This is a genomic window from Macrococcus equi (genome assembly GCF_047426745.1).
Lineage (GTDB): Bacteria > Bacillota > Bacilli > Staphylococcales > Staphylococcaceae > Macrococcoides > Macrococcoides equi.
The window spans coordinates 730278-743680 of sequence record NZ_CP179732.1 but is presented as its reverse complement, the minus strand read 5'-3'; the positions used below and the strand labels follow the sequence as shown (position 1 = coordinate 743680).

The following is a 13403-nucleotide window of genomic DNA, read 5'->3' as shown; positions in this document are numbered from 1 at the left end:
GGAGGAAAACAAATGTATTTTAAATCATTTTTTAATCAACAATTAGCGCAAATGTCATATTTAGTTGGATGTCAAAAGACAGGAGAGGCAATTATTATAGATCCACTAAGAGAATTGACACCTTACATTAAAGCTGCAGAGCATGAAGGTTTAACAATTAACAAAGTGACAGAAACACATATTCATGCAGACTTTGCTTCTGGGTTACGTGAAGCGAATGAAACTTTAAATGCGAAAGCATATGTATCTGGTTTAGGTGGAGAAGGCTGGGAATATGATAATATCAAAGGAGATTACGAATTACTAAAAGAAGATGACATTATTCAAGTGGGTAATGTAAAACTTAAAGTAATCCATACACCAGGACATACACCTGAAAGTATTAGTTTCGTGTTATATGATAACCAAAAAGATGTCCCAATGGGTATCTTTACGGGAGATTTCATCTTTGTAGGTGATGTAGGTCGACCTGATTTATTAGAAGAAGCGGCTGGGATGAAAGATACAACAGAAGTAGGGGCAAAAGATATGTTTGCATCGCTTAAGAAGATGGATACATTACCAGACTATATTCAAGTATGGCCAGGGCATGGAGCAGGAAGTGCTTGTGGTAAGTCATTAGGTGCTGTACCTGTAACAACTTTAGGTTATGAACGTGTGAATAGTTGGGCATTTCAAATCGATGATGAAGATACTTTTATCAAGACGTTAACAAGTGAACAACCAGAACCACCATATTATTTCAAAGAAATGAAACGTATCAATCGTGATGGTGTAGAATTGATTGAACAAACAATCGTGCCACCCTTACAAAATTTATATGAGGGTGTAAAAATCATTGATTTAAGAGCAAAAGAAGTATTTTTAGAGCGATTAAGTGATGGTATTAATGTTCCTTATAATAGTAAATTCTTAGGGTTTGTAGGATGGTATCTAGATTATGAAGCGCCAATTCAATTCATCGGAACTTTTGATGATGTACAAAGTGCAGCGAGTGATTTGAAATTAATTGGTTTTGATAATGTGATCGGTTACCAAAAAGATGCGTCAGGTGAAGCGATTAAACAAATTGAACCAAGTGACTTTAAAGAGATTAATCGATCAACAATTAATATTCTAGATGTACGAAACAATCAAGAATGGCATGCTTCTCACTTTGAAAATGCAGAGCATGTTCATTTTGGAAAATTGGAAAAAGAAACGATTCCATTTAATAAAGAAGAAGAAATTTATGTACATTGCCAATCAGGCGTAAGAAGTGCAATTGCAGTAGGAGTATTACGTAAATTAGGTTATCACAACTTAGTGAACATCAAAGGCGGATATAGTGCAGTAAAATAAAAAATAAGGCGATATGTTTTTAAACATATCGCCTTATTTTTCTATATGTTTTATAGTTCGACCGATTCATTTAAAGATGTGTCTGTTTCCTTATCATTATTTTTAGAAAGTAATGATTTGATACCTTCAACGATTGTTGTACCTTTTTTATTCGTTGCCCAGTATTCAGCAGACTCTGCATTGACCTTAATTAAAGTAACATTTGGATCATCATAGTTTGTGTTCAGGAACATTTCAATACCTTTATTCCAGTATTCTTTCTTCTTAGCATTATCGTTCACAAGTTCAGCATTACCTGAAATTGAGACAAACCCTTTTTGTGCAAATGATACATTCACACGTGCATCTGCTAATATTTCCTGAGCTTTCTCGGTATCTCTTGTTGTAATAAACCAAATATCACCATTGTCATCAACTTCCTGATAAGACATTGGACGTGATACAAGTTTATCACCTTGGATAGTAGTTAGCATTGCGATATCATTTTTTTCAATAAGCTTGAATAATTCTTCATAGGCTTGTTTAGACATTGATATTCCCTCCTAAAAAGTTATATATTTATATCTACCCTATAAAGGAAATTCTATGCATTTTGTATGTCCGATATAGGGTAAAGTAATTAAATAATATTAAAAATTTTTATAAAGAAATAGAAAGAGTGAGTGGATATTGAATAAAGAATTTGTTACAGACGAAGAGATATATGCAATGGGAGTCCCTTTTGAATTATTATCCGCATGGATGACCAATGATTTAATCAAGGTTGCTTATCAGGCACATCATGTGCGCTTTTTCTGGAAGAAAGATGTTGAGCGATTGAAAGAACAGTTTAAACTGAATGAAAAATAGCAGTATCTTAGTCGAATAAGATACTGCTATTTTTTAAATATGTGACATCATACTTTAAGGCTAGTCTTTTAAGTAAATCATGTAATGCATCTTCATAGTATTCAAAGTTTTGGATATATGTTTGATAGCTTTCCTTTTCTTCAGTCGTTGCTATTCTTTTAAAATATCCCCACATATGTTGATAACTGTTTACCTTAGATCCTTTAGTAGGTGCCATTGAATATGTTTTTTCAATAATCATTTTGAGATGATTGATATCATCAAGCTGTTCGCGCATTAGCTGACGAATATGATTATATTGATTCTGATTATAATACATTACTTTATATTTTTCTTGTTTCCATAATGTTTCAACAGCTTTTTTTCCTTCTTTATTCACCATATAGATCTTCCAAAGCTTTATCTACTTCTGGATATTTAAATGTATATCCTTCTTCCAGCAAATGTGTAGGTAATACGTATTGCCCTTTTGTAATCATGATGGCTTGTTCTCCAAGTAATAATGACATGATCTTTTTAGGAACAACAGTCCAGTGTGGCTTGTTAAGGACTTGCGCAATAGATTTACCGAGGTGGCTTTGAGTTACTGGAGAGGGTGCAGTTAAATTAAACGTACCTGTATGTCTTTTTTCAAAAATAAAAAGGATACTTTTCACTAAATCTTCAATATGAATCCAGCTGTAAGGTTGTTTCCCGTCACCAATATCACCTCCGACTATCAACTGATAGGGCTTAACCATTAAAGGTAAAGCACCCCCTTGATTCGAGAAGATAACCCCGAATCTGCATATTGCGGTAGGTACATCAAGGTTAGTTATTTTACTTGCAGCTTGTTCCCACAGATAAACTGTTTTAGACAAGAAATCAAAAGGATTAAAAGTATTTTGTTCATCATAAGTTAATGATTCTGAGGGTGGATAGTAACCGACAGCGCTTGCTGAGACGAAAAATGGCTTGTTGTATTGATTTTTAAATAAATCAAGTAGCTTCTCGGTACTTTCAACCCTACTTTTGATAATCTTCTGTTTATGATCTTCGGTCCAGCGTTCGTTTAAAGAAGCGCCTGCAAGGTTAACCACAAGATCTAGCTGAGGAATTTCTTGATGCCATTTATCTTCAGACCAATTGAGATAAGAAATATTTGCAGTATTTTTCTTATCGCTACGTGTTGGAATGAAGATGTGGGCATTTTGATAAGTATTAAGTATTTCTTTTGTGAGCGCAGTACCCACCATTCCTGTACCACCGGTAATCAAAATATTCATAAGATACCTCCATAATTATTGGAATTTTATTCTATTATAGGGTGGAATAGCAGATTATTCACTTAAAATGCATTTATATATAGCAATTTAAAAGAGATATAGAAAACACAACTTAATTAAATATTCAGAATAATCAATAAATAACCTTGCAACATGTAATATGTGACTATATAATAAAAAAGTAAGTGTAAACGCTATCATTTAATAAGGGGTGGAGTTATGGAAGGTATTGTGAGTTTTCTAAATGAAATTGTATGGAGTAAACCATTAGTCTATGGATTGTTATTGACAGGTATATTATTTTCTTTAATGATGAAGTTCTTCCAGGTGAGGCATCTTAAGGAAATGATTCGACTAATGTTTCAAGGGGAGAAGTCACCTACAGGAATTTCTAGTTTCCAAGCAATTGCTTTATCGCTTGCTGGACGTGTAGGGACGGGTAACATAGTCGGAGTTTCAACAGCGATCTATATCGGTGGTCCAGGAGCAGTATTCTGGATGTGGATGACAGCATTTTTAGGTGCGAGTTCAGCTTTTATCGAATCTACTTTAGCTCAGATTTATAAGAAAGAGATTAACGGTGAGTACCGTGGGGGCCCTGCATATTATATTGAGGCAGGAATGAAAGGCGGATTTGCGAAAGGTTATGCGATATTATTCGCAGTGCTAGCAATAGTATCTACAGCATTATTATTACCAGGTATTCAGTCTAATGCCATTGCAAGCTCTATGAAGAATGCTTTTGGGATTGATGGATGGATTATCGGTGTTGTCCTCGCTATAATATTAGCTTTAATTATTTTTGGTGGTGTACGCTGGATAGCATCTGTAGCGACGGCAGTTGTACCTTTTATGGCAATCTTATATATTTTATTAGCAGTTGTGATTATTGTTCTAAATATTGATAAGGTTCCTGGTTTATTTGCATTAATATTCAAGTCAGCGTTTAATATGGAGTCAGCATTTGGTGGGATTCTTGGTGCAATGATTGAAATCGGTGTTAAACGTGGTCTTTATTCTAATGAAGCGGGTCAAGGTACAGGACCTCACCCAGCGGCAGCAGCAGAAGTATCACATCCTGCTAAACAAGGACTAGTACAGGCCTTCTCTGTATATGTTGATACCTTATTTGTATGTACAGCAACAGCTTTAATTATTTTATTATCAGGTACATTCAATACAACGGATGGTACGATGAATGGTGATAAGCCGAACTTAATTAAAGATGGCGGTATATATGCGCTTAATGCAGATGGAGAGAAAGATTATTCTGGAACAGCAATGTATGTTCAAGCAGGTATTGATAAAGCATTCCATGGAAGTGGTTATCAGTTTGATCCAACGTATTCTGGATTAGGATCATACTTTGTTGCAATTGCTTTATTCTTCTTTGCATTTACAACGATTCTTGCATATGCATATATTGCAGAAACGAATGTTTCTTATTTAATGAAAAACAGCAGTGTTTCAATGAATAAATTATTAATTAATGTAATGCGTGTAATTCTAGTAGGTGCTACATTCTATGGTGCGATTAAAACAGCAGATGTGGCATGGGCAATGGGGGATCTTGGTGTAGGACTAATGGCATGGTGTAACATTATCGCAATCTGGATCCTTCATAAACCAGCATTACGTGCATTGAAAGATTTTGAAAGACAAAAGAAAGAAAAAGGATCAGGACGCTATGCAGTGTATCATCCAAATCCAAATGAATTACCGAACGCGACATTCTGGTTAGAGGATTATCCGGAACGTTTAAGAAAAGAACACTTTGATGAAAAAGCACATTAAGCATTAAAGACAGCCATCGCTGTCTTTTTTGTGCTTAATATTCAGAGAGGAGTGACACGCTATTGAGTAAAATATTTGTAAATGGAGTTAAAATAATATTAGTATTGCTTAATTTTTTTCTGTTGAGTGCCTTTATTTTACTTTTTAATCAGAATTTTAAATTTGATTTATCTCATTTTTTTGAGGCTTTCCCCCGATTTATTAAACAGTTAATGCATATCGATACAGTCACTTTTAAGAAACCAGGCAGTTACATAGAACATCCGTTTTTATCTTTTATCATTAGACCATGGCGAAATTCAATGCTTATTTTATTTTTAAGTATAATGCTCGGTACTATTTTAAGTATATTATGTGTTGTTATAGCTAAAAGATTTAAGTTAATTGATTACATAATGAAGCGATTCGTAAAAATTTTAGGTTATTTACCGGATATCTTTTATATTCCTTGTGTCATTATCTTTATTATCTTTTTTTATCAGCAAACAGGTATATTAATAATGGAAGTAGCAAGTTACGGGGAACAGGAAGCGATTGTATTTCCTGCAATCATGCTATCTGTAATTCCATTTGTCCAGCTATATAAAATTTTGGATCAGGTGATTACTGAGGAACTGGATAAAGATTATGTAGTACTCGCACGCGCAAAAGGACTCAATGATTTTGAAATTCTGCGCAAGCATGTCTTGTCAAATGTATGGATAACATTTTACATCAATTTTAAGCAGGTCGTCTGGATGACACTATCCAGTCTATTAATTATGGAAGTCATATTAGGGTATTTTGGCGCTACACAGTTCTTATATTATTATCATGCCCCAATAATGTTGATGACGATATTGGTACTGATGTTTGTTCCAATATATATCGCGTTATTTATCATTCAGAAACTCGTTGAATTTAGAACTGGGGTGAAGTTATGAGGAAGTTATTTAAGATATGGCTGGCATTGATTATCCTCATCTTACCTTTTATAACAAGTGTCTTTTACTTTGATATGCTTCAGAACAAAGTAAAAGTATATAAATTTAACGTGATGACAAGTGAAATAAAAAATCCAGTGCCACCTGGCGTTGTCAATTGGTTCGGTACTGATCGCTTCGGTGCGTCAATATTTATGGAGAGCTGGCATGGATACCGCATCACGTTTATCTTTGTCATTGGTATTGTTCTTATTTCATTTATCATTGCTGTTATTCTTGGAAGTTATCTCGCTTTTCGTAAAGGAACAGCAGATATTGTTACAGATGGATTTTTGAATGCATATTATTTTTTACCACAGGCAATCGTTACATATATGTTGTTATTTCCGGTACTGACAGCAATAAAAGGTAAGTTCAGCTATGATATGCCGTTTAGAATAGGGTATATGTTAGTCGTGATTGCACTTGTGATGGTACCAACGACAATGGTAGTCGTTAGAGATCAGGTGAAACAAATATTGAATACAGAATACATGGATGCTGCAACCGTAATTGGTGCCAGCAAGACACAAAAATTAATACGTCATGTTTACCCCAATATTAAGAATAGATTATTGATTATCTTTGTCCGCATGTTATATCAAGCATTAATGGTACTCAGCCATATTTCATTTTTCCGTATTTTCTTTGGAGGAACGAAGACATGCGATGGTTTTGAAGCATGTTTAGGCAATGATTTTACACTTATTATGCCGGAGCTTACGACATTATTAGGGTTTCATATGACAGAGTTGTATTCTTCATGGTGGACATTTATGGTACCTTGTACATTTGTCGTGTTGATTTTAATAGCAATCCAAATGTTGGCCGATGCACTTGAAACAGAAAGCAGGATATTAATTATCCTGCCCAGACTGAAGACAAAGTCTCCTTCGGAGATGAAGTTTTCAGTCTTTTTTTATACAATAATATTAACAATGATTTGGGGTGATTATTTTGTTGAGTAAATCAGAAGATAAAAGAAATCAATTAGAGGTTGTTGCAATTTCAGATTTAGTTCCACAAGACCATTTACTAAGAAAAGTAGATAAAGTATTGGATTTGAATTTTATTTATCCTCTAGTCGAAGATAAATATTGTCTTGATAATGGTCGTCCAAGTATAGACCCTGTGATTTTAGTAAAAATAATATTAATACAAAAATTATTCGGAATAAAATCAATGAGACAAACAATAAAAGAAATCGAAACAAATGTTGCTTATCGTTGGTATCTTGGATACAGTTTTCAGGATAAGATTCCTCATTTCACTACCTTCGGTAAGAATTATATTAGAAGGTTCAGTGATAATACACTTTTTGAAGAAATATTTGAACACATTCTACAGTTGGCGATGCAACATAAATTGATTGATACCTCAGCTTTATTTATTGATTCTACTCATATAAAAGCAAATGCTAATAAACATAGATTTAGAAAAGTTGTAGTAAAAAAATCAGTCGCTCATTATAAGGATGAATTAGATAAAGAAATAAACGAGGTTCGTAAATCTGAAGGAAAAAAGGAGTTCACCCCAACTCATAAGACAGAAGAAAAAGAAAAGAAAGAAAGTCTCACAGATCCTGACGCTGGTTACTATGTTAAAGGTGAACGTGAGAAACAGTTTGCTTATAGTTTACATGCTTGTGTTGATAAAAATGGATTTTTTGTAGATCACCACGTAACACCAGCTAATATTCATGATAGTACTCAATTGGCACCTATGATTTCTAGAATGAAAGATAAAGGAATTAAACCTAAAACCTTGGCTGTAGATGCTGGATATAAAACACCTTTTAATGCTTACTTTTTATTTAAAGAGTCAATCACTCCTTACATGCCATATACTAGACCAAGAGGTCCAAAGGACCGTTTCAGAAAAAATGATTTTGTTTATGATGAATATTACAATGAATATATTTGTCCTGCAAATCACCCCCTTAAATACACACGTACTGATCGTGAAGGATTTAAATTGTATCATTCTAACCCAAATGTATGTAAAGAATGTCCATTTCTAAATAAATGTACAGAAAATAAACAATATAAAAAGCAAATTCAAAGACATATTTGGCAAGAATACTTAGAAGATGTTGAAGAAATAAGACATACAGAAGAAGGAAGAATGGGATATAAATTAAGGTCTCAAACTATTGAAAGAAGATTTGGTGACGCTAAAGAACAGCATGGTATGAGATGGACAAAGTTTAGAGGATTGAAAAAAGTGTCCATGGAAACCACGCTTATTTGTGCATGCATGAATTTAAAAAAGTTAGCCAATTGGGTTATCAAAGATACTCAATTGGCTTAGCATTATAGTCAATAATTTAAATTTCGAAGAAATTTCTTCGAATAAATGAGAATATAGCCTTTAAAAAAAGACAAACTCATGTAATGAAAATGAGTTTGTCTTCAATCTGAGCAGGATATTAATTATCCTGCCTTAAAAAATGCAATATATCTGTATAAAGTTTTTCTTTATCCTTACTTACTGTCATTAAATGGCCGGCATTAGCATAATGATCAATAAATTTTTTGGACTGAATACTGTTGTAAATAAATTGAGCGCTGTCATGATAGCTCATATCATCCCGATCTCCATAAAGTATGATTGTTGAACTATTGATTTTACTTAAGTTGTTCATTATATCTTTAATATAATCAACAAACTTACTGGCACCTGTGTAATTATCGATAAGGTGATAATTTGATTCAGGAAAAGGCTCAGAAGAAATGACTTTGTGCATTCTCGGTGCAAATTGTTTCAAACGGTATTTTATACCTTCAGGATCTTTTTTCATCGGAACACTCATCACGATAATTTGATTAACATCGTATTTTTCTGCGAGCTTAAGTGAAAATAGACCGCCTAAAGAGACACCAATTAAAGAGATATTATTATATTGCCCCCTTAATTTTAAAAAGCTATCTTCAACTGTTTGCCACCAGTTATCGATATCATATTTCACAAAATCCTGGATAGGCAATCCGTGCCCTGGATAGGATGAGATAAGCACCGTGTATCCTTGCTCGTGTAGATAGTAGCCCAGTTGTTTAACGTCTCTAACTGTCCCAGTAAATGTATGAAGAAGAAGTATCGCGTGTTCATTTCCTTCTAAAAATATGGGATCAGGATTTTTTACTTTTATCATTGGAGTACCTCCGTAGTAATCAGTATAATAAATGTAATATTCATTATACTACGAGTAAAAGGGAGATGGAAAAATGACATTTGAAGAAGTAATGGCAGAACTTGAATCTCTTGGCAAAGAACGTATGAAGAAAATATATATGGGCAATGGCGCAAAAGAACCTTTATTCGGTGTAGCAGCGGGTGCAATGAAGCCAATGCGTAAAATAATCAAGAAAGATCAGGAGCTTGCAGATAAGCTATATGCGACTGGTAACTATGATGCAATGTATTTCGCAGGGGTTATTGCTGATCCAAATGCTATGACAGAAGCGGATTATGAACGCTGGATTGATGGGGCATACTTCTATATGCTATCTGATTATGTTGTGGCGGTAACACTTTCTGAAGCGGATAGTGCACAACAAGTAGCAGATAAATGGATTGATTCTGGTGAGGATCTCAAAATGAGTGCAGGCTGGAATTGTTATAGCTGGTTATTAGGTCATAAGAAAGATGAAACCTTCGATACAGATAAATTAAGCACTATGTTAGACCGTGCTGAACAAGAAATTCATACAGCACCGGATAGAACAAAGGTGGGAATTGGTAATTTTATTCAGTGTGTTGCTATTTCTTACGTCGACTTACATGACAAGGCAACAGCCGTAGCTAAATCTGTTGGCAAAGTTCCATTTAATCGTGAGAATAAACCACCAGGAGAAGTCAATCCGTTAGAAACAATAGAAAAGGCAATTGAGAAAGATAGAATTGGTTTTAAACGTAAATATGTCCGTTGTTAATGTTTACAATTGATGATAATACGATATAATAAAATGTAATAGGTGACAATTAATTTTGTTGGCAAACTTGCAGCGCCTTCCATTCGGAAGGCGCTATTTTTTTGGAGGTATTTATGAATAAAAATTTATTATTACTTGCGATGCTAACCTTTATCGCGGGCCTTACAGAACTTGTCGTATCAGGTATATTACCTTATATTGCACGTGACTATGATGTATCAATTCCTGTTGCCGGTAATCTTATAACAATATTTGCATTATGTTTTGCTATAGCGGGCCCACTTATTATGTCAGCTACTGCTAATATGAATAGAAAGTCATTATTAATTGGTTTTATTGTATTGTTTATTTTAGGGAACTTAATGAGCGCCTTGAGTGTGAATTTCATCATGCTTCTTGCTTCAAGGATTATTCTTGCAGTATGTGTATCGATGTTAATAGGATTAGGGTTATCGATGTGTGTTGAAGTCGTAGCGAAAAGCTTCCAGACGAAAGCGATTAGTATCATTATGATGAGTATTAGTAGCTCGCTCGTACTTGGTATACCACTCGGTATTTTAATTACAGAGCATTTTAGCTGGCAAATGATTTTTCTGTTTGCAGCTGTGTTATCAGTTATTATATTAATTTTTGTTATATTTTATTTTCCGAACCTCCCTGGAAAGACATCTGTTTCGTTCTTTAGTCAGTGGGGTGCATTGAAGGAGCACAGAATATTATTTACACATATGCAATCATTCTTATTCTTTGTTGGGCAAAGTACATTTTATATGTATTTAACGCCTTATCTCAATACACTTGGAATGAATGCTGGCACAATAAGTTTCTTATATTTACTGTTTGGTGTAAGTGGGATTATCGGTAGTGGTTTAGGTAGTATTCTTGTAGAGAGGCACGGAGTGAAGCAGTCGTTGATTGTTTTGCTGAGCATTTATATTTTTGTTATGCTAATGTTTACGGTTTCCCAATATAACTTGTGGACGTTAAGCATTAATATCATATTATTTGGGCTTATCGGATGGTCGATGAATGCTCCGACACAAATGCGTTTAATTCAAATTTCTGATCATCATGCAGGATTCAATCAAACGTTTAGTACATCGTCTACTCAATTTGGAATGGCATTAGGTGCTGCTATCGGTGGGTTTATCATTGCACAACATTTACCGTATGAAGTTTTAATGTGTGTGGGTAGTGTGTTTATCATTGGTGCTTTAATTTCAATTATATATTCATTTAGAACTGTTGTGAAATAGGCAACAGTTCTTTTATTTGAAGATTGACAATATTCTGACAAATTAATAAAATATACTTTGGGAGGAATTTTTACACTTAAAAAGGAGATGGTTTCATGAATCAACAAGATTACAACAAAATCGCTGAATCAAAAGAATTCAATGATTTAGTAATAGCCAGGAAAAGCTTTATCTTTCCGATTACGATTTTCTTTATTGTCGCAACGCTGCTCTTTCCGATATTAACAGGGTATACGACAGTACTGAATAACATCGCATTTTGGAATATTTCTTGGGCTTGGGTTTATGCATTTTTACTTTTTATTATGGTTTGGACGTTAGTAACGATTTATATGAGTAAAGCGAAAGCGTTCGATGATGCGAGTGAGCGTATCATTAGTGCATACAAGAGGGGGTCACACTAATGAATATGACCGTTATCATTATGTTTTTATTCTTCGTGAGCTTAACCTTATTAATTACTTATTTTGCTTCGAAACGTACGAACTCTGCTGAAGATTTCTACACAGCAGGAGGAGGGTTAACGGGTTGGCAAAATGGGTTAGCTATTGCGGGTGATTACTTATCTGCAGCATCATTTTTAGGTATTGCAGGTGCCATCGCATTATGGGGATTTGATGGGTTCTTCTACAGTATCGGGTATTTAACAGCGTATTTAATCGTATTATACATAGTAGCTGAGCCATTAAGAAATTTAGGGAAGTACACATTAGCAGATATGATTGCAGCGCGATTTGAGTTGAAGAAAGTGCGTGCAACGGCAGCTGTTTCGTCAATTACGATAGTAATTTTCTATATGTTAGCGCAGCTTGTAGGAGCTGGAGCGCTCATTCAGTTATTATTTAATATTCCGTATACGTGGGCAGTTATTATTGTAGGGATAATGATGACGATTTACGTATTATTCGGTGGGATGACTGCAACAAGTTGGGTACAAATGGTTAAAGCTATTTTATTAATGGTCGGAACAATTATTATTTCGTTCTTAGTGCTGAAACACTTTAATTTCAGTATTGCTGAGATGTTTGGGCAAATGAGAGAAATTAAGTCAGCTGATTTTAAAGGAGAATACATTAATCCTGGATCTCAAGGAAAGTCTCCTCTAGATAATATTTCTTTAATCATTGCGTTATTATTTGGTACAGCCGGATTACCACATATATTAATGCGTTTCTTTACTGTTAGTGATGCAAAGACCGCGCGTAGTTCAGTGATGTGGGCGACTTGGATTATCGGGATTTTCTATATATTAACGATATTTTTAGGATTTGGTGCGGCGAGTCTGTTATCTCGCGAGGAAATTATTAAAGCGAATCCAGCAGGTAATATGGCAGCTCCGTTACTTGCAGATAAGCTTGGTGGAGATTTACTGATGTCATTCGTGTGTGCAGTAGCATTTGCAACTATCTTAGCGGTAGTAGCAGGTCTTGTATTATCAGGTGCGTCAGCTTTTGCGCATGATATTTACGGTGAGATAATTAAGAAAGGTAATATTAGTGAGAAGGAACAAATGAGTGCAGCGAAAATTGCTTCACTTGCAGTTTCTATTTTATCGATAATACTTGCGTTATTTGCTCAAAATATGAACGTAGCATTCCTAGTATCACTTGCGTTCTGTGTTGCGGCAAGTGCTAATTTACCAGTGATTGTGTATACAATCTTCTGGAAACGGTTCAATACACAAGGCGCGATTGCGGGGATTGTAGTAGGGTTACTTACTTCTATTATTTTAGTAATATTAAGTCCAAACGTGATGAACACTATGGGAACTGGGTTTATCAATATGGAACCAATATTCCCTATTGCAAATCCAGCGATTATTTCTGTGCCTGCTGGTTTTATCGCAGCATTTTTAGGGACATTTTTAGGTAAAGAGGAATCGGCTGATAAGTATAGAGAAGTACAAGTGAAGTCGGTAACAGGAATTGCAACATCAGAAGTGACACATTAATATATTATTAACACAGTAAAAGAGGGCGAGGCAAAAAGTCAAAGCCCTCTTTT

Annotated in this window: 14 protein-coding genes; 10 read left to right on the top strand and 4 right to left on the bottom strand. The window is 34.6% G+C overall.

Features of this window, described 5'->3' with window-relative positions:
• Positions 1-12: 12 nt before the first annotated feature.
• Positions 13-1341 carry an MBL fold metallo-hydrolase gene (locus tag ACMGE6_RS03920; protein WP_414054511.1) on the top strand — a complete coding sequence of 443 codons (1329 nt, stop codon included), beginning with the start codon at positions 13-15 and terminating at the stop codon, positions 1339-1341.
• 50 nt (positions 1342-1391) lie between these two features.
• On the opposite strand, the gene ACMGE6_RS03915 is transcribed toward ACMGE6_RS03920, so the two are convergent.
• Complete coding sequence (locus ACMGE6_RS03915; protein ID WP_414054510.1) at positions 1392-1871, bottom strand: pyridoxamine 5'-phosphate oxidase family protein; 480 nt, start codon at positions 1869-1871, stop codon at positions 1392-1394.
• Between the two features lie 139 nt (positions 1872-2010).
• Here ACMGE6_RS03915 and ACMGE6_RS03910 point away from each other — a divergent pair, with 139 nt between their 5' ends.
• Positions 2011-2190 (top strand): hypothetical protein, encoded by a 180-nt coding sequence (locus ACMGE6_RS03910; protein WP_414045250.1) that lies wholly within the window; start codon positions 2011-2013, stop codon positions 2188-2190.
• 7 nt (positions 2191-2197) lie between these two features.
• Here ACMGE6_RS03910 and ACMGE6_RS03905 read toward each other — a convergent pair whose 3' ends face one another.
• Together ACMGE6_RS03905 and ACMGE6_RS03900 are read right to left on the bottom strand one after the other, a co-directional pair.
• Positions 2198-2572, bottom strand: coding sequence for a DUF1722 domain-containing protein (locus ACMGE6_RS03905; protein WP_414045249.1), 375 nt, complete (start codon positions 2570-2572; stop codon positions 2198-2200).
• Positions 2562-3455: a TIGR01777 family oxidoreductase gene (locus tag ACMGE6_RS03900; RefSeq protein ID WP_414054509.1), complete on the bottom strand. Its 894-nt coding sequence runs from the start codon at positions 3453-3455 to the stop codon at positions 2562-2564. The genes ACMGE6_RS03905 and ACMGE6_RS03900 overlap by 11 nt, the downstream gene beginning before the upstream one ends.
• Before the next feature lie 219 nt (positions 3456-3674).
• On the opposite strand from ACMGE6_RS03900, the gene ACMGE6_RS03895 reads away from it, so the two are divergent.
• From ACMGE6_RS03895 to ACMGE6_RS03880, 4 genes are all read left to right on the top strand, one after another.
• Positions 3675-5249, top strand: a complete 1575-nt coding sequence (locus ACMGE6_RS03895; protein ID WP_414054508.1) for an alanine/glycine:cation symporter family protein — start codon at positions 3675-3677, stop codon at positions 5247-5249.
• Between the two features lie 302 nt (positions 5250-5551).
• On the top strand, positions 5552-6172 hold the full coding sequence (locus ACMGE6_RS03890) for an ABC transporter permease subunit (RefSeq protein WP_414045246.1): 621 nt from the start codon (positions 5552-5554) through the stop codon (positions 6170-6172).
• Entirely contained in the window at positions 6169-7179 is a 1011-nt protein-coding gene (locus ACMGE6_RS03885) for an ABC transporter permease subunit (protein ID WP_414054507.1), read from the top strand. The genes ACMGE6_RS03890 and ACMGE6_RS03885 overlap by 4 nt, the downstream gene beginning before the upstream one ends.
• A complete protein-coding gene (locus ACMGE6_RS03880) occupies positions 7166-8521 on the top strand; it encodes an IS1182 family transposase (RefSeq protein WP_414054829.1) in 1356 nt (451 codons plus the stop codon). The genes ACMGE6_RS03885 and ACMGE6_RS03880 overlap by 14 nt, the downstream gene beginning before the upstream one ends.
• Positions 8522-8639: 118 nt before the next feature.
• Here ACMGE6_RS03880 and ACMGE6_RS03875 read toward each other — a convergent pair whose 3' ends face one another.
• Entirely contained in the window at positions 8640-9362 is a 723-nt protein-coding gene (locus ACMGE6_RS03875) for an alpha/beta hydrolase (protein WP_414054506.1), read from the bottom strand.
• Between the two features lie 73 nt (positions 9363-9435).
• Between ACMGE6_RS03875 and ACMGE6_RS03870 the strand changes: the two genes are divergently transcribed.
• From ACMGE6_RS03870 to ACMGE6_RS03855, 4 genes are all read left to right on the top strand, one after another.
• The gene (locus tag ACMGE6_RS03870) at positions 9436-10143 is read left to right on the top strand and encodes a DNA alkylation repair protein (RefSeq protein ID WP_414054505.1); all 708 of its coding nucleotides are present in this window, start codon (positions 9436-9438) and stop codon (positions 10141-10143) included.
• Positions 10144-10256: 113 nt separating this feature from the next.
• Positions 10257-11399, top strand: coding sequence for an MFS transporter (locus tag ACMGE6_RS03865; protein ID WP_414054504.1), 1143 nt, complete (start codon positions 10257-10259; stop codon positions 11397-11399).
• Positions 11400-11494: 95 nt separating this feature from the next.
• Positions 11495-11803 carry a DUF485 domain-containing protein gene (locus ACMGE6_RS03860; protein WP_414054503.1) on the top strand — a complete coding sequence of 103 codons (309 nt, stop codon included), beginning with the start codon at positions 11495-11497 and terminating at the stop codon, positions 11801-11803.
• Positions 11803-13350: a solute symporter family protein gene (locus ACMGE6_RS03855; protein ID WP_414054502.1), complete on the top strand. Its 1548-nt coding sequence runs from the start codon at positions 11803-11805 to the stop codon at positions 13348-13350. Before ACMGE6_RS03860 ends, ACMGE6_RS03855 begins: the two co-directional genes overlap by 1 nt.
• Positions 13351-13403: the final 53 nt, after the last annotated feature.